Raw genomic sequence first — 16,878 nt, forward strand, 5'->3', positions numbered from 1 at the left:
TGCGGGACGGTCAGCTGATCTTGCGGGCGGAAAGTGGGCTGGAACCAGGTACGGCCCGGATACCAGGAACGTTGTCGGCGCGAAGTCTGGCGGCCACAGCGCCGGGACTGATCTCCCCGCCCTCGTACTGGCTCGTGGGGACCGCCGTTATCTGCGACACCGTCAGAACGCTTCCGATCGGCAGCCCGGAGAAGGCCTCTCGCATGTGGCGTGCGACATCGCGCCGGGACCGGGGCATCTGAACCGTCGCCGGCCTACCGATGGGGGTAGCCTCCCGCGCCCCCATCCGGGGTGCCGGGAAGCCTGCGCCCGAGGAGATGGGCGCGCCCCCATCCGGGCGTTGCCAGCGCCGGGAGAACGCCTCGGACAGATGGTCAGCCCGGGCCAGGATGCTCTCCTCGTCCCACTGAGCAGGCAGGGAACGGTTCAACGAAAGAGCACTGTGCACGAGGATGTCGTTCCTCTTGCGCTCCCAGGGACCATTGGAAACCGATGTGTTCAGTCTGCCGGTGAGCAGAGTCAGATTTCCCACGGTGTGGAGGAGGGACTGTCTGCGCTCATGAGCCTCGGCGCTTCCGCGACCTCCACCCTCGGGAAGCGGCCAGTGTTCCTCCCAGGCCTGAGGCAGTAGGTGCTCGATCGTCAACTCCCCGTTGTGAACTTGCCGCTCGGTCTTGCTCGAATACAGCGAGTCCTCCAACTCGGCCAGCAACAGCCGCATCCGGGTCCGCGTGAGTTGCTTGTACAACGGCTGGGACCGAAAGACATCCCGGATATCGCGATCGCGGGGCCAGAACCCGGAGTCTGTTTCCTGTCGGAGCAGGAAGTCCGCCACGACCGACGGGTCGTCTTTCGCCTTCAGCTCCTTGAGCAGTTCCAAGAAGAGCCGGTTGTAGTTCTTCGTCGTCAGGCGGCAGACGGTGCGTCGCACCAGGTAGGAGTCCAGGGTGGCCACCGCGCCGGCCCGGTCGTCCTCGTCGAAACGGCTCACCAGCCACAGGAGCACGGGCATCACGGTGTTGGCGTCCAGAACACCAACAGTGCGCAGGAATCGGCCTTCCGGAGTCAGCGGCTGTTCCTCGGCCGTCAGCCTTCGGTAGGCACCTGCCCGGTCCACCAAGCGCCTCATCGTATCGACCAGGCCCATATCAGCGGCCTTGACGTACCTGCGAAAGGTCAGGAAGAGCTCGGGAGCCATCACCTCCTCGGCTAGTTCACCCGTCAGGTACTGCATGAGGAAGACGTCCAGGCGAGGCCTCTTCAACCTTCCCTGCCGCACCTCCTTGCGCCAGTCAGGCGTCTCCAGCTGCGCCCACAGGTCCCTGTACAGCTCCTCCACCGGGAGCCCTTGCTCCTCCGCCTGCTGGAAGACTAGGTTCTTGACCAGGTCGGAGGCCTGCAACGGGGTGCCTCGGTCGTTGAGAGCCTCGAAGATGACCTGGGCGTTGTCCTCGGGCTTGAGATCGATAACGACCAACTCGAACTTGTCACGAAGCACGCGCACCAAGGCATCAAAGCCCTCGTCCAGCTTGCTTTCGTAGTTCAGCTCTTGTGCCCACTCGACCGTGCGGTTGCGAAAGAACCAGTACGCCTGGACGATCGCCGAGGCGCCTGGATCGGCGAGGAATGTGACGTCGACCGGCCGCCGGAGCCGACCGTCCATGACCATGCGGAACGAATCACGGTCAATGTTGGTAGGCCACACCTTGTAGGCAGCATGCGGGTCGTCGGTCATGTCGTCGTCGTTGGCGGTCAGTTTGACGAGCGCACGTACGTACCTGTCCTGGACATCGAGCTCCCGTGCGACATCGCGCACCGCGGCAAGCAGAACCTGAACTGTTGTCAGCCTCTGCTGTCCGTCGATGACCTGTCTGGCAGGCATCGACCCCGTGAGTGTCAGCAACTGATCCAGCACGACCGCACCAAGAAAGTGTGGATGAACTTCCTCATCCGCCAATCTTTGGTGGACCAGAGCAGTGACGTCCTCCCACAGCGGGCGCCAGTTCCGGTCCTCCGTCCAGACGTACGGCCTCTGAAAGACCGGCACGACGAGTCGCCGGTCCGGCCCGAACAGATCGCGCAGGGTCATCGATTTCGCTTCCACACTGTCCTCCAATAGGGACTGGTCACACGAGCCAAGTACCTGCCGTTGAGGGCCTCTCGGCCGATTCAGGGACTAGCGTCAACCCCGTAACCAGTGGCACGCCTGCTCCACCGACCTACGCGAGCTACCCCTGAAGCAAACCGCGCACGGCTACGGCGTGCGACATGGGTCGTCGCCACTCTCGGCAGCCAAGCACGAATGAGCGTCAGGACTCTGTGGCCTCGGTGGACTCCTGTTTCGTCAATTTGTCCCGCATCTTCTTCGCAACAGGTTTGACCTTGCTGTTCCAGAAAGGCTTGGCATGAGGAGCGACGAGAATTGCGACTACTACGGCCCCGCCGATGGCCAACTCTTTCCAACTGAGCTGAGGGTCATCGTCGCCACCGCTACCGCTGTGGTCCACGATCGGCTCGGGCTCGAAAAGGGCGTCTTCTTCAGCGGGAGGCCCTGCATCGTCGCAGCCACCGGGATTCGCTTCCATATCGGCCCTAAGCGCCGCTACCGTCTCCTCGCTCCAGGTACGAGTTTCCCAGCTCGGGTTGTACTGGGCGTAGCCGCCCGTACCGCGTGAATGGTATTGCTCCTTCGCGTACTGCTGGCCCTTCTCGGTGAGCCCATAAGCGCCGGGGCTTCCGTCCAGATAGCCGTACTCCTTGAGAAGCGCATTCATATCTCGAGCCGTTCGGCCAAACTCTTTGCCCAACACCCGTGCTGATTTCCCCATGGCTCAGCGCCCCCTCTTACACTTCGGCCGCACTCGGGCCGCCGCTGACGACATGGTGCGACATTACCGGCAGCGCGCTGCGCTGCGGGCTAGTTCTGTCGACGCGTACCGCCTTCTCTGGGACGCCGAGCAGCGCCTGGCCTTCAACGGCGCAGCGGCCTCACCGAGCCCCAGCCTCACCGTGGCGGGACCTGCGCGAGCGGACGGCGTTCGCCGACCTGCTTCGTAAGCTGAGGCTCCGAGCGCCTCGCCGGCCGGAAGCACCGACACCGGCTGAACCGCACCGCTGACGCGACCCACCGATGGTTCAACCCGATCGAGGTCGCACCATGCGTGCGGCCAGTGCACGGATGTCTCTTAGGAGCGTCGACGAGGGCCGATCAAGATCAAGTGCATGTTGATGCAGCGTGATCCCCGAGTGCCTCACCAAATGGCCCGCATGCGGTGCGTTGCCCTTGGCATACACCAGGTGGCCGTCCTTGAGGCCCAGGGAAGTGGAATAGGCCAATATTTGGTACAGGTCGGCGTCGGGATAGCCGTGCGGCTTGCCCAGCTTGTATTTGGCGTCGGCAACGACCAGTGAGGCTCCAGAATCGTCGTACCAGATGAGGTCCGGTCGCATCCGGATGAGCTGGGCTTCATCCAGGTACACATTCCTGGCCTGCAGCGCAGCGTGCCCACCGTACGCACTCAGGGCCTCCCGGAGCCCGACGCAGACGAAGTCCTCGAAGATCGTGTTCATATCGAAAAGGAAGCCGTTCATCCGCACCCCGCCCGGCAGATGTTCGACAGATGCGTTGTCCAGTACAAGTTTCGCCAGGCGGAGAGCGCGGTGATACCGGGCGTTCAAACGACTCGGCTGCCAGCCGGGGAGCGACTGCCCCTTCGCCAGTGGAGTGACCTCCGCGAGCCTGGCGCGCTGGTGCACAAGGCGTGTCCGTACGGCTCCGGGCACGCCGTGCACGCGTAGGAGGCGTTCCACCGCGGAGCGCAGAATGCGATTCTCGGCGATGTCCGTGCTGAACTCGTCGTACGCGATCTCGGCGGGGAACGGCGCACCGAACCGGCGCCGGATCTGGTCGGCCTCGCGAATCCGACCACGTACGACGAACTCCGTGGCTTCGGTGTACCGGTAGCCCTGCAGAAGCCCTTGCCGCAGCGCCCGGTCCGTCTGTCGTTCGACGGTGTGGGCGATGGCGGGCAGCAGTTCGTCGTGTCCGCCGACGTCCACGTCTCCGTCTCGCCAGCCGCCGGGGTCGCGGCTGTAACCCACGAGGAAGAACAGACGTCGAACGGGCAGTTTCGGGGTGATCCGCAAACTCACGGTCTCGCCTCCTGGGACGTCGAGTGCCACTGCCCCGACCTTGCTTCCCGCCTTCAGTCGCCACAGCTCCGGCTCGTGGGGGTCAGGCGCGGCATCCACGACCTTCAACTCCGCCAGGGCCCGCCCCGCCGCGTACGGAAGGGAGACGATGCGTGCCGGTCCATGCTCGACGAGGTGAACTTCGGTCACCGGGCGCCAGGACTTTCCTCGATGTCGCCCGCTACCGGCGCTCTGCGCGCAGCAACGGTCGCCCGCAGCGCCGCCAACCCGTAACGCTTCTCGATGTCAACTCCGTCCCCGTAGTGGTGTTCTTCCAACAGTGGGAGGATCTTTGTCCGCCAGATGCGTTCGAGTCCGCCCTCACGGTAGGCGCCTGGTTTCATCAAATATGAAGGCCCGATCCGGAAGTCGGCGTCATCGACCCGGGCGTTGAGAGCGTCAAGCAGATCGGCAGGCTCGGTGTCTATCCCCTCGCTTTCCAGCCAGCGCCACAGCAGTCGTCTGGTCGGCTCGACCCTCGGTGAGAGCTCGACGAAGGCGAACCGCCGCCGCATCGCGGCGTCCACGAGTGCGATGGACCGGTCTGCGGTGTTCATCGTGCCGATCACGAACAGGTTCCGAGGCAGTGCGAACTCCTCACCCGAGTAGGTAAGTCGGACCGACTTTTTTCGGTACTCCAGCAGGAAATACAGCTCACCGAAGACCTTGGCGAGGTTGGCGCGGTTGATTTCGTCGATGATCAGAAAGTGCGGAATGTGCCGGTTTCCCTCCATTCGGGCTTGATCGGCCAGTTCTCGTAGCGGGCCCGGTGTCAACCGGAAGGCGACCTCATGAGTGTCCGGGTCCTCCCGGGGCCGGAACCCCTCGAAGAAGTCCTCGTACGCGTAACTGGGATGGAACTGGATCAGCTTGACGTGCTCGGGACCACCACCGAGGAATTCTGCGAGCTCCTGCGCCAGATAGGTCTTGCCCGTGCCGGGAGGACCGTAGAAGATCAGCTGACGTTCGTCCCAGAGCAGGTCGCGGACCTCGTTCAGCCACGCGAGGTCGTGGACGTTCAGCCTCTTGCGCAACGCCTCGTCGGGCTGAGGGAAGGCCAGGTCGCGGCGGGCGACGACGGCCTGAACCGCGACGCCGGACGTGTCCGTTGACTCCTCAACCGCCTTCTTGAGTTCGTCGTCGGAGGACCAGAGGCCGTCGAGGATGCCCTTGACCGCCGTGAGATCGACCAGGTCGTGTCCGGTGTTCAGCTTCTGCTGAACCTCCTCCGGGAGCTTGTCGTACGGGTAGCCCTCGCTCGCCCACTCCACCGGCCGGCGCAGAACACTCCGGCCGTCTCCCGAGGTGGCCTGCTCGGCCTCGCCCGTGATCTCCCCCACGTAAAGCTCACCGTCAGGGAACACGCACACGGTGTCCCCCGGACGCATTCGGGAGAGGAACGCGTGAAACTCTTCCACGAAGCGCGGCTTCTGGCTGTACGCGGCCGCCGATTCGTAGTCCTCGTCCACGATGACGCGCAACTGTTCCTTGCTGATGCCCGGGGCCACTCCAGGCCTCAGCCGGTCCGCGGCGAGCGTCACACAAGCCTGGGAAAGCCACATCTGATCGACCGGACCGGTACTTGTGATGTTCGGATCGCGGACGAGCCATGCACGGCTGGGGCCGGCCGAAGCCTGCTCCAGGAAGTCCGCGAGTGGTCTGCCGTCGGCCGTCTTCCACTCCAGCCAGCCGTTGGCACTGCGCCCGAGAAGGATCTCCGCAGCGGCCGACGGGGAGTTGCACTCGACGTCACTGACGACCTCCAGCCACCCGGGCCAGGTGGTCGTCTCCTTGATCGTTCCCCGTTCTCTCAGTTCTTCCCGCAGCCGATGGGAGGACGGCATCCGAAGGGGGAAGGAGGGGACGACCTCGGGGCGGGCCGGCGAACCTGCCAGGACCACCATCTTCTGGCTGCCGTTGGTTCCCTTTTCCGTGAGCAATCGCCCCCGCGCCAGCGGCCCGTTGCGGGGCAGGCGCAGCAAGAACTCCGGGTACTCGTCGGTCATCGTCTTCCCCACTCAGTCAGGCCGATGGCAGAAATCTACGCGTGCCACGAACCTGGCCACCCTCGTGAAGCGATCCGGCCAGGGAACGGTGCCCGGATTGCCCTTCATGGCGTGCAGCGCTCATGATCTGTTCGGACCAGGGTGGGCCATGAGGGGGAACAGTGCGCAGCGGAACGACAGCGGCGACGGGGAAGCGACAGGCGGAGTCCCTGCCGACCGCGCTGGGGATGTCGGTGTCAGAACTCGTGCAGGCCGTGGGCGGCTTCGAGGGTGACCCGGTTGAGATGGTTCGGGCATCGGTGCGGACGGCCAAGCGGGCCTTCGCCGAACTCGACGCGTGCGACGACGTGATCGACAAGGCCTCGGTAGCCGGAGGGAAGATCGCGGACAGGCTGCGTGTTCACCTCTCCGCAGAGTCCGTGGCGGATGTCCGCGCGGAGCTCGAGGAGCTGGAGAGGGTAGCGGCCCGGGTCCGGGGCACTGATGAGACCCGTCGGCTTCTGAACCGTGTGCTGGGAAAGGAGGAGCGGGACGCGTTCACGCCCGCGGTTGTCGTCCGCCTCACCGCAGACGACCTCCCCAGGCTCCCGTCCGCCTATGCCGAAGCCGACGACTACACGGACCTCCTCGCGGTGGCCGGCCGCGAGGAGCAACTGAGGCCCCAGTTGGAACTCGCACACGCGAAGCGAATCGTTCGAGTGGCCTCGCACCTGGTGACCGTGGTGGAGCAGGTCGCCGCGGAAGGTTTCGCCGACAGTCGGTTCGCCGCGGAGTCGCTTCTCGAGGCACAGCGCTCGCACGCGTTGTGGCAGACGTGCCTGGCGGAGAGCCGACGGGACCTGAGCTAGAAGTGGGACTCACACAGCTCCGGTGATCTCGAAGGCAGCCCGGAACTGCGGGTTGCGATCTATATTCGGATGGACGATATGGAGCATCTCGACTTCATCGGAGTACCTCCCGTGAGTGCGGACGGAGACGCGAGCAGTGACCGTGACTCGACCGCGGTTGGACCCCGACGGGAAGAGGTGCCAACCGCCGCACGGCGCCGACCGTTGTTGCCTGCACGGAGTGGTCTAACGTGCCGGTGAGCACCTGCCCCGGCAGCCAGTCCCGATTGTGAGGATCCACGTGCACATCGCGCCCCTCAGCCCCGACGACCCTGCCGAGCTGGGCGGATACGAGCTGCTCGGGCGGATCGGGCAGGGCGGCATGGGCCAGGTGTATCTGGGGGAGTCGCCGGGCGGGGAACCGGCAGCCGTGAAGGTGATCAAGCCGTCCGTCGTGGACTCCGAGACGCGGCTGAGGTTTGCGCAGGAGGTGGAGATCCTCAAGACGGTGTGGGGCGCCCGGATCGCCGCCCTCCTGGACGCCGACCCGGAGGCGGACCCGCCGTGGCTGGCGACCGAGTACGTCGAGGGGCTGGACCTCAGCAGGCACGTGGCCAGTCACGGACCGCTGGACGCCCTGCTCACCGCCTCGCTGGGCGCGACGCTCGCGGAAGCGCTGGCGACGGTGCACAAGCAGGGGCTGCTGCACCGCGATCTCAAGCCCGCCAACGTGCTTCTCGGCCCCAACGGACCCAAGGTGATCGACTTCGGCCTCGCGGTGTTCGCGGAGTCCAGCGTGTCCCTGACCGCGGCCAACACGGTCGTCGGCACGCCCTCCTGCATGCCGCCCGAGCAGGCGAACGGTGAGAAGCCGCTGACTCCCGCGGTCGACGTCTACGCGCTTGCTGCCGTGCTTCTGTTCGCTTGCTCGGGCCATGCTCCCTACCGCGCCGACAACATCCACCTCCTGTTCCACCAGGTCGTCGATCCCGCGATCGCGCCGGACCTCTCGGGCGCACCCGAGGAACTCGCGCCGCTGCTGACGGCGATGCTGGCCCACCGCCCCGAGGACCGGCCCGCGCTCGACGACGTCGTACGGCGGTGCCGGGCCCTGATCGAGGCGCAGGGGCTCAAGATCGCCCAGGCGCGGCGCAGGCTCACGAACTACACGGCCGCTCCGGCCCACGTCCTCGACGACCTGCTCGCCGTGAGCCGCCCGGCTACGGAGGGGTCGCCGGCCCGGCAGGAGCCGAGCGGGTCCCGGCCCGGCCGCCGGGATCCCGAGGTGCTCCGGCCCACGCCGCCGAAGCCGTCGGCCCAGGTGCTGCCGCCCACGGATCCGCGACTGCTCTTCGCCCGCGTCGACACCCCCGCGCCCCCACCGGCCGACGACGCGCCTGCCTCCCCGGCGGCAGTGCAGCCGCCGGCGGACACAACGGCGGAGCGGGTCAGCGCGCGGCCCTCGCTTCGCCCGGCGGGCCGGGGCACCCTGGGCGGCGATGACAGCAGCGTCCGACGGCGTTCCCTGCGGCATTCCGCCCAGGCCCGGATCACCGCGCAGCGGTTGCGTGAGGCATACGCGGCCAGTACCCCCTTCTGACCCGTACGCCCCTGCGACCCGCGATAATGGGCGGGCCCTGAAGGGGGCCTGACCATGTACGACCGAACCGCCTCAGGAGGCCACGGGTGACCGCCGTCCAGACAAGTGCGGAGCAGAGCGGCGTCACGACCGGCCAGGATCAGTACCCGGCCGGTGCCCAGGTGCTCGTGCGGGACGAGGAGTGGCTGGTCAGGAGCTCGATGCCGACGGAGGACGACGGGACCCGGATCGAGGTCGTCGGGGTGTCGGAGTTCGTCCGTGACCAGGAGGCCGTGTTCTTCTCCGGCCTGGACCGCATCGAGCTGCTCGACCCTCGGGAGACGGCTCTCGTCATGGACGACTCGCCGAACTACCGGCGCTCCCGGCTGTTCCTGGAGGCGGTCCTGCGTCGGACCGCGCTGCCCCAGTCGGAGCGTCGGCTGGCGCTGGCCGACTCATTCCTGATGGACCCGCTGCCGTACCAGCGGCGCCCCGCCGAGCTGGCCCTGTCCGGCGCCAACCTCCGCCCGCGCCTGCTGATCGCGGACGTGGTGGGCCTCGGCAAGACCCTGGAGATCGGTCTGACGCTGGCCGAGCTGATCCGGCGCGGCCGGGGCGAGCGCATCCTGGTCGTCACCCCGCAGCATGTGCTGGAGCAGTTCCAGCACGAGCTGTGGACGCGGTTCGCGATCCCGCTGGTGCGGCTGGACTCGGTCGGCATCGAGCGGATCCAGCGGGAGATCCCGGCCGGCCGCAACCCCTTCACCTCGTTCAAGCGGGTCATCGTCTCCATCGACACCCTGAAGAACACCGACCAGTACCAGCACCATCTGGAGCAGATCCGCTGGGACGCGGTCGTCATCGACGAGTCGCACAACCTGATCAACCGCGGTTCCCTGCGCAACCAGCTCGCACGCACCCTCGCCCCCCGCACCGACGCCCTGATCCTCGCCTCGGCGACCCCGCACAACGGCGACGCGAAGTCGTTCGCGGAGCTGATCGGCCTGCTGGACCCGGTGGCGATCCGGGACCCGGAGAGCTACCGCGCGACCGACATCGAGCACCTCTTCATCCGCCGGACGAAGATCAGCCCCGAGGTGCGGGAGCAGATGAAGGGCCAGTGGGCGGAGCGCGGCCCGTCCCACTGCGTGCACTGCCCGGCCACCCCCGCCGAGGAGAAGATCTTCGAGGAGCTGGCGGCCGTCTGGCTGCCCGGTGAGGGCGGCACCTCGGTGAGTTCGGTGCCCCTCTTCCCGTACACGCTGCTGAAGTCATTCCTGTCCTCCCACGCGGCGCTGCGGGCCACGGTCTCCGCGCGCATCAAAACCCTGGAGAAGAAGGACGACCCGCAGGGCACCGCCGCCGAACTGGCGGCTCTCCACCGGCTGTCGGAACTGGCCGCCGGCCTGACCGAGGCGGACTCGGCGAAGTTCGCCGCGCTCGTGGGTCAGCTCCGCGAGGAGATCGGAGTAGGGCCCGGTTCCGACGAACGGGTCGTGGTGTTCTCCGAGCGCGTGCAGACCCTGGAGTGGCTGGCCGACGTACTTCCCGCAGCACTGGGCTTCAAGGGCCGGGCCGCCCGGGACTGCGTCCGGATCATGCACGGTGGTCTCTCCGACGAGCAGCAGATGGCCTGCGTCGAGGAGTTCGGCCTGGCCGACACGCCCGTACGCGTCCTGGTCACCGGTGACGTGGCCTCCGAGGGCGTCAACCTGCACCGTCAGTGCCACCAGTTGGTGCACTACGACGTGCCGTGGTCGCTGATCCGGATCGAGCAGCGCAACGGCCGTATCGACCGCTACGGGCAGGCCAGGCCCCCGGAGTTCCGCGCGCTGATCCTGACCAGCGAGGTCGAGGGGGCCAAGGACGACACGGTGGTCGCCGAGCGGCTGCTGGAACGTGAGGACCAGGCCCATCGTTCGCTGGGAACGGCGGAGGCGGTGACCGGTCTGTACCGGGCGGAGGCGGAGGAGAAGTCCCTCATCCAGGACCTGCTGCGCGGCCGGACCGTGGACGAGTCCCTGGACGCCCGCCGCCCCGGCGCGGACGGCGAGGACGCGGGCCTGGACGACTTCCTCGCGGACTTCTTCGGCCCCGTCGGCGAGGAAGCGCCACCGGCGGATCCCACGGAACGTACCGGCTCCACTCCCCTTTCCGATACGGACTCGTCGGGCGGCCGGGACGCCGCGAGCCCCGTACTCCCCCGTCTCTTCGACTCGACCGCGCACTTCCTGGACGACGCGCTGCGCGAGGTGTACCCGGACGCCCGGGAGCGTCTGGAGCTGGACCGCGACCAGCAATCGGGACTGCTCTCGTTCCGCCCGCCGACGGAACTCGTCCACCGCCTGAAGGCGCTCCCGAGCGACTACCTGCGCGAGCAGCGGCTGCGCGAGCGCATGCTCGTGACGTTCAACCGCCGCCTCGCCGAACACTCCCTCCAGCGCGCCCGGGAGTCGTCCACGTCGAGCTGGCCGGAGATCTCCCTCCTCACGGACCTGCACCCGGTCGTCGAGTGGCTCACCGACAAGGTCCTCGTCGGGATGGGCCGCCAGGAGGCGCCGATGATCACGGCGAACGTGGCGGAGCCCATCTATCTCGTCCAGGGCCTGTACTCGAACAAGCTGGGCAGGCCCACGGTCGTGAAGTGGATGGGCGTCACCTGGCGGAAGGCGAGCCGGGAGGGCCTGGTCGACGACGACATGGTGTCGCTGCTGCGCCGCTGCGGTGTCGGCCCGACCATGGCGAACAAGCGCCGCTACCGCGATCCCGCGCCCCTGCGGGAGGCCCTCCCCGACGTCCTGGACACGGCCGAGGCGTTCCTCAACACGCACCGAGACGCTTGGGACGAACCGCTGCGCGAGCCCATCGAGCAGTACAAGCGGCGGCTCGGCACCTGGCGGCAGCCCATCCTCGCCGGGGAGCGCACGAAGGAGCGCCTCGCCGATCTCGCCGACTCCCTGCTGACGACGGGCCGGCCGCTGCTGCGGGTCCTCGCGGTGCTCGTGCCGGACCCGGACCGCGGGGACGGCGACGAAGGCCCGCCGCTCGTCTCCCTCACCGCCCCGGCCGCGTCCCCGTCCCGGTTCTGAGAGAAGCCCTGCCATGACGTACGACTCCCTCGTCAACCGCGGCGACTACTTCTCGGCCCACTATCTGGCCGAGGTACTCCCGAAGGACCTCAAGTCGGGCCTGTTGCAGGCGTGGAAGGACCGCGAGGAGGCGGCGAAGCCGCCCGCCGGAGATGCCGCTGCCACGCAGACCGACGCGCTCGTCGCTTCGGCGCCCGGCGCCGACGAGCTGCCGGTCACCCCCCGCGCCGGGTTGCGGGCGCTGCGCCGCGACTACTTCCGGGCTCGGTCCTTCTTCGCCCTCCCCGAGGACGAGGACGGCATCCGCGTGGTTCGGGAACGCGACGAGGAAGAGGTGACCTACGGCGACTCGACGTGGCGGGAGCGGGTGCGGGCGCTCAACGCCGAGGTGCTGCGTGCTCTCGGCTACGACGCCAAACCGCGCACGCTCACGGTGGTGCGCGCCGGGCAGACCCATGAGATCCCGGTTGCCCATGCCGAGAAAGGCCTGGTCGCGGTGGACTGCGGCTGGGCCGCCGAACCGGATGCCGCTCTGGACAAGAACGGCCGGGGCCGGCTGCTGGAGCCTGTGCCCCTCGACGGTCTTCCTTCGCTGGAGACCGGCGACAAGCTGGCGAGGTTCCTGTTCGCCTGCGAGGAGCCTCCCCGGTACGTGCTGCTGCTCTGCGGCGGAGTGATCGTCCTCGCCGACCGGATGGTGTGGGGCGAGGGCCGCTCCCTCGGCGTCTCCCTCGACACCGCACTCCAGCGCAACGACACCAGGGTGGGCGGCGAACTCGACACGGTGGCCGCACTGTTCGGCGCGGACTCGCTGCGTACACCGGAGGAGGGCGGCGAGAACCCGCTCGCGGAACTCGTCGGCAAGTCCGCGAAGCACGCGGTGGGCGTCTCCAGCGAACTGCGCGACGGCCTGCGCAAGAGCGTCGAACTTATCGCGAACGAAGTACTGGAACGACTGCGCGAGCAGGGCCTGCGCCCCGAGGATGTGGGCGAACTCTCGGAACTGGGAAGCCAGCTGACCCGGGAGTCGCTGCGCTACCTCTACCGGATCCTGTTCCTCCTCTACGCGGAAGCCCGCCCCGAGCTGGGCATCCTGCCGGCCGACTACCCCGAATACCAGCAGGGGTACGGCCTCGGCCGGCTCGCCGAACTGATCGCCGACCGGGAGCCGATCAGCGACACCGCCCGCAACGGCTTCTACCTCTACGAGTCCCTGGACCTGCTCTTCGGCAAGGTCCAGGACGGCTACCGCCCGCGCCGCACCCACGGCGTGGAGCCGACGGTCGACGGCATCGACGCCAAGGCCAGCGAGGACATCGGCCTGCGCTTCGAACCGCTGCACAGCAAGCTGTTCGAGCGGGACGCCATCCGGCTGATCGGCGACGACAGCCTCCCCGACCCGCGCTTCGACTCCGACGAGGCCCTGGCCCGGGGCGAGTCCGTGCGCTACCTCGACACCCGGCTGCGCAACGCCACCCTCCACCAGGTACTGCACAGCCTGATGATCACCCGGGGAAAGCGGGGCGAACGCGGCGGCTTCATCTCGTACGCCCAGCTCGGCATCAACCAGCTCGGCGCGGTGTACGAGGGCCTGATGTCGTACAGCGGCTTCATCGCGGGCGAGGAGCTGTACGAGGTCGCCAAGGGCGGCGACCCCAAGGACGGCTCCTGGCTGGTCCCCAAGTCGAAGATCGGCGAGTACGACGACTCGGTGTTCGTACGTCGCCGGGACATGCACACGGGCGAAGACCTCCGGGTGCGGCACGCCCCGGGCTCGTTCGTGTACCGCCTCTCCGGCCGCGACCGCCAGACCTCCGCCTCGTACTACACGCCGGAGTCGCTGACGAAGGTGACGGTGCAGCTGGCGCTCCAGCAGCTGCTCACCGACGAGACCGAGGCGAAGGAGCTGCTCAACTGGCGGATCTGCGAGCCGGCGCTCGGCTCGGGCGCGTTCCTCAACGAGGCGATCAACCAGGTCGCCGCCGAGTACCTGCGGCGCAGGCAGAGCGAGCTGGGCCGGTCGATCGACACCGAGCAATACGCCGTCGAGCTCCAGAAGGCCAAGGCGTACATCGCCCTGCACAACTCCTTCGGCGTCGACCTCAACGAGACGGCCGTGGAGCTGGCCGAGGTGTCGCTGTGGCTCAACACGATGCACCCCGGTATGGAAGCGCCCTGGTTCGGCCTGCACCTGCGGCGCGGCAACTCGCTGATCGGCGGACGGCGGGAGCTGTACGCCGCTGACCGCCTGAAGAAGGGCGGCTGGCTGGGGACGACTCCGGAACGGTTCGCGTTGGCGGACGCGGTGGGGGGTGCGGCGCTGCCGGAGGGTTCGGTGCACCACTTCCTGCTTCCAGCCAAGGAGTGGGGCGCGGTAGCCGCCGAGAAGGAGGCGAAGGCGCTCGCTCCGGAGGCGGCCAAGGCGCTGGGTGCGTGGCGGAAGGCGATCACCAAGTCGCCGACGGCGCGGCAGACGGCCAAGCTTCAGGGGCTGGCCCGGCGGGCCGAGTACCTGTGGGGGCTCGTCGTGCGGCGGCTGGAGCTGTCGGAGCGGGACATCTCGCGGCGCATCGGGGTGTGGGGCGCGGAGGCCGACTGGCTGCGGCGGCCCGAGGTCGCGGTGCAGCGGGACGAGGTGCTGGCCGACCTTCAGGCCGAGGACACGCCGTACTGGCGGCTCAAGACGCTCATGGACGCGTGGTGTGCGCTGTGGTTCTGGCCGGTGCAGGGCGCTGCGCTGCTGGACGGTACGGATGAGCGGTATGCGCGGGCCGAGGCGTTGGCGGAGCGGGCGGCGGAGTTCGAGGCGGCCGGGGTATCGGCTGCGGCCGGTGAGGAAGACTCCGGGGTTCTGATGGCCTGGGAGGCGGACGCGCTCCCCGGGTTCGCTGCTGAGCCTCAGCAGATGACGCTGACGCGGGATTCGGTGTCGCGCCGCCGTAAGGGGCGTCGCGAGGAGCAGGTCAAGGGGCAGCGCCGGGAAGTCATTCCGCTGGCGGGGCTGGACGACTGGATCGAGTTCGCCGAGGCGTTGCTGGGGACGCAGGACGTGCCGAGCGAGTCGCTGGTGTCGGCGTTCGAGACGCTGGACGACCTGTCCGTTTATGAGGACGAGCTGCCCGAGTGGATGGGCATGGAGCGGTTCCAGGGGCTGGAGAACCGGTTCCTGTGGGCGGCCACGGCGAGGGATGTGGCGAAGGCTCAGGGGTTCTTCCACTGGGAGTTGGAGTTCGCGCAGGTGTTTGCGCGGGGTGGGTTTGATTTGCAGGTGGGGAATCCGCCTTGGGTTCGACCGCGGTGGCAGGAGGACGTAGTTCTGGCGGAGTTGGAGCCGTGGTTTGTGCTGGAGGAAAAGCCCAGCACAGCGGAATGGCGTCTGCGTAAAGGAGAGGCGCTGGCCACTCGTGCGAACGGTCAGGATTTCCTACTCATGGAGCTGTCTGTCCATGCAGGATCCGTCGCTACACTGGGCAGCCAGACCACCTATCCACTCCTAGTGGGCACCCAAGGGGACCTCTATAGGGCCTTCATGGCTCGGGTCTGGCAGCACACGGCGGCGTACGGCAGCGCGGGCATGATTCACCCAGACACGCATTTCGGCGGCGTGCGTGAGGGTGTCATCCGAGCTGCTGCGTACCGGCATCTCCGGGTCCACGCGCACTTTGTTAACTCAGCGAACTGGGCGTTTGAAGATCTTTCGCGCTCCCAAGAGTTCGCGATGCACATCTACGGCACATCACAGGAGCCCAACTTTGTACACGTGAGCCAGCTCCGAGACGCCGATGCGCTACCCGACTCACTGACCCACGACGGGCGGGGATCGGCTCCTGGCATCAAGCACAACGGATCGTGGGACATTCGCCCGCACCTTGAACGTGTGGTGCAAGTGGACGCGACTCGGCTTACCAGTTGGCATTCTTTGACGGGATCAGCGGGGGGAGCTGAGCAAACGCCTCTGCTATATCCCGTTCTAGTCAGCGAGCAGGGGGCAATCGAGGCTCTGGCCGCCTACGCCACCAGCTTGGCTGACTACCAGCCGATGATCACAAGGGGATACGACGAAGCCAATGACAAAAAGGGCGGCCTGATCCGATGGGGAAATCAGGCCGTCGCAGAGCTCTCGGACGTCATTCTTCAAGGGCCGCATTTCTCGTGCGCGCTCCCCTTCTCTAATGAGCCGATGATTCCCTGCCGGAATCAGAGACACTGGAACGCGCTCGCGCCTACTAGCCTACCCGAGGCGTACGTCCCAGTAACTAACTACGTGCGGGCCACCGATACAGCGGCCTACCTCGCAGCCCAGAATTCCTGGCACGGGAAGCCGTCCACCTCGTACTTCCGTCTGGCCTGGCGCGTCATGGTTCCCTTCAATACCAGCCGTAGTCTGCATGCGGCCCTCATCCCGCCGGGCCCCGCGCACATCGACGCCGTGAACTCCATGGCTCCCGACGATGGCCGTCTCACCGCGCTCAACGCGGGCTTCTGGGCCTCCCTCCCGCTTGACTATCTGCTCCGCATTACCGGACGCTCTCACCTCCGCGTCGCGGAGGCCCGACAAATGCCGGCCCCCGACCCAAGGCATCCCCTCGCCTCCGCCCTACTCCTCCGTGCCCTTCGCCTGAATGCCCTCACCGCCCATTACACCCCCCTCTGGGTAGATCTGTTCGATCCTCGCTGGGCAGGCTACGAGGACTGGGCCAACCCCAACTGGCCCTATCTCGAGCCTCTCGCTGCTGGCCTTAAGAAGACCTGGGAGCACAGCACCCCCCTCCGCACCGAACACGAACGCCGAGCCGCCCTCGTCGAACTCGACGCCCTCGTCGCCGTCTGGCTCGGCATCACCGCCGACCAGCTCGCCGCGATCTTCAAGTCCCGCTACCCACAGTTGTACGACTACGAGTCGGCGACCTACTTCGACGCCAACGGCCGCAAGATCGCCGCCGACTTCAACACGTACGGCCACGGCCAGACCAAGCAGGACTACCTCGATCTCCTCGCCCATCTGGAAGACCCGGAGCGCACCCCTCCCCCGGAGGGCTACCAGGCCCCCTTCTACAAGGCCGACCGAGAGGCCGAGATGAGAGCCGCACACGCGCACTTCCAGGCCCGGCTGGACGCGGAGATCGCCGCCGGGCGCTGGACACCGCCCGACCGCGAAGCCCTACAGGCGTAGTCGGCGAGCTCCG

The 16,878-nt window shown here is 67.4% G+C and carries 8 protein-coding genes; 4 read left to right on the forward strand and 4 right to left on the reverse strand.

All coding sequences use genetic code 11. The annotated features are described in order from the left end of the window. Window positions 1–10 precede the first annotated feature (10 nt). The 4 genes from R2E43_RS08360 to R2E43_RS08375 form a co-directional block, all read right to left on the reverse strand. Window positions 11–2,104 carry a DUF262 domain-containing protein gene (locus tag R2E43_RS08360; RefSeq protein WP_128146032.1) on the reverse strand — a complete coding sequence of 698 codons (2,094 nt, stop codon included), beginning with the start codon at window positions 2,102–2,104 and terminating at the stop codon, window positions 11–13. A gap of 205 nt (window positions 2,105–2,309) precedes the next feature. Beyond that, a complete protein-coding gene (locus R2E43_RS08365) occupies window positions 2,310–2,828 on the reverse strand; it encodes a VOC family protein (protein ID WP_128146033.1) in 519 nt (172 codons plus the stop codon). Between the two features lie 307 nt (window positions 2,829–3,135). After that, window positions 3,136–4,341 carry an McrC family protein gene (locus tag R2E43_RS08370; RefSeq protein ID WP_093457197.1) on the reverse strand — a complete coding sequence of 402 codons (1,206 nt, stop codon included), beginning with the start codon at window positions 4,339–4,341 and terminating at the stop codon, window positions 3,136–3,138. Next, a complete protein-coding gene (locus R2E43_RS08375) occupies window positions 4,338–6,197 on the reverse strand; it encodes a DUF4357 domain-containing protein (RefSeq protein ID WP_093457196.1) in 1,860 nt (619 codons plus the stop codon). The genes R2E43_RS08370 and R2E43_RS08375 overlap by 4 nt, the downstream gene beginning before the upstream one ends. A 161-nt stretch (window positions 6,198–6,358) precedes the next feature. On the opposite strand from R2E43_RS08375, the gene R2E43_RS08380 reads away from it, so the two are divergent. From R2E43_RS08380 to R2E43_RS08395, 4 genes are all read left to right on the forward strand, one after another. Next, entirely contained in the window at window positions 6,359–7,045 is a 687-nt protein-coding gene (locus R2E43_RS08380) for a hypothetical protein (RefSeq protein ID WP_093457195.1), read from the forward strand. Between the two features lie 280 nt (window positions 7,046–7,325). Continuing rightward, window positions 7,326–8,624, forward strand: a complete 1,299-nt coding sequence (locus R2E43_RS08385; RefSeq protein WP_332056069.1) for a serine/threonine-protein kinase — start codon at window positions 7,326–7,328, stop codon at window positions 8,622–8,624. A gap of 86 nt (window positions 8,625–8,710) precedes the next feature. Next, window positions 8,711–11,692 carry a DEAD/DEAH box helicase gene (locus R2E43_RS08390; RefSeq protein WP_332056070.1) on the forward strand — a complete coding sequence of 994 codons (2,982 nt, stop codon included), beginning with the start codon at window positions 8,711–8,713 and terminating at the stop codon, window positions 11,690–11,692. Between the two features lie 13 nt (window positions 11,693–11,705). Next, window positions 11,706–16,865 carry a DNA methyltransferase family protein gene (locus R2E43_RS08395; RefSeq protein ID WP_332056071.1) on the forward strand — a complete coding sequence of 1,720 codons (5,160 nt, stop codon included), beginning with the start codon at window positions 11,706–11,708 and terminating at the stop codon, window positions 16,863–16,865. The last annotated feature ends 13 nt before the right edge of the window (window positions 16,866–16,878 follow it).

It is taken from the genome of Streptomyces violaceoruber (assembly GCF_033406955.1).
Taxonomy (GTDB): Bacteria; Actinomycetota; Actinomycetes; order Streptomycetales; family Streptomycetaceae; genus Streptomyces; species Streptomyces violaceoruber.

What these genes read in the sequence shown, in the direction of transcription:
- R2E43_RS08365 (WP_128146033.1), bottom strand. Translation starts at nt 2,828, where the DNA reads ATGGGGAAATCAGCACGGGTGTTGGGCAAAGAGTTTGGCCGAACGGCT.
- R2E43_RS08375 (WP_093457196.1), bottom strand. Translation starts at nt 6,197, where the DNA reads ATGACCGACGAGTACCCGGAGTTCTTGCTGCGCCTGCCCCGCAACGGG.
- R2E43_RS08395 (WP_332056071.1), top strand. Translation starts at nt 11,706, where the DNA reads ATGACGTACGACTCCCTCGTCAACCGCGGCGACTACTTCTCGGCCCAC.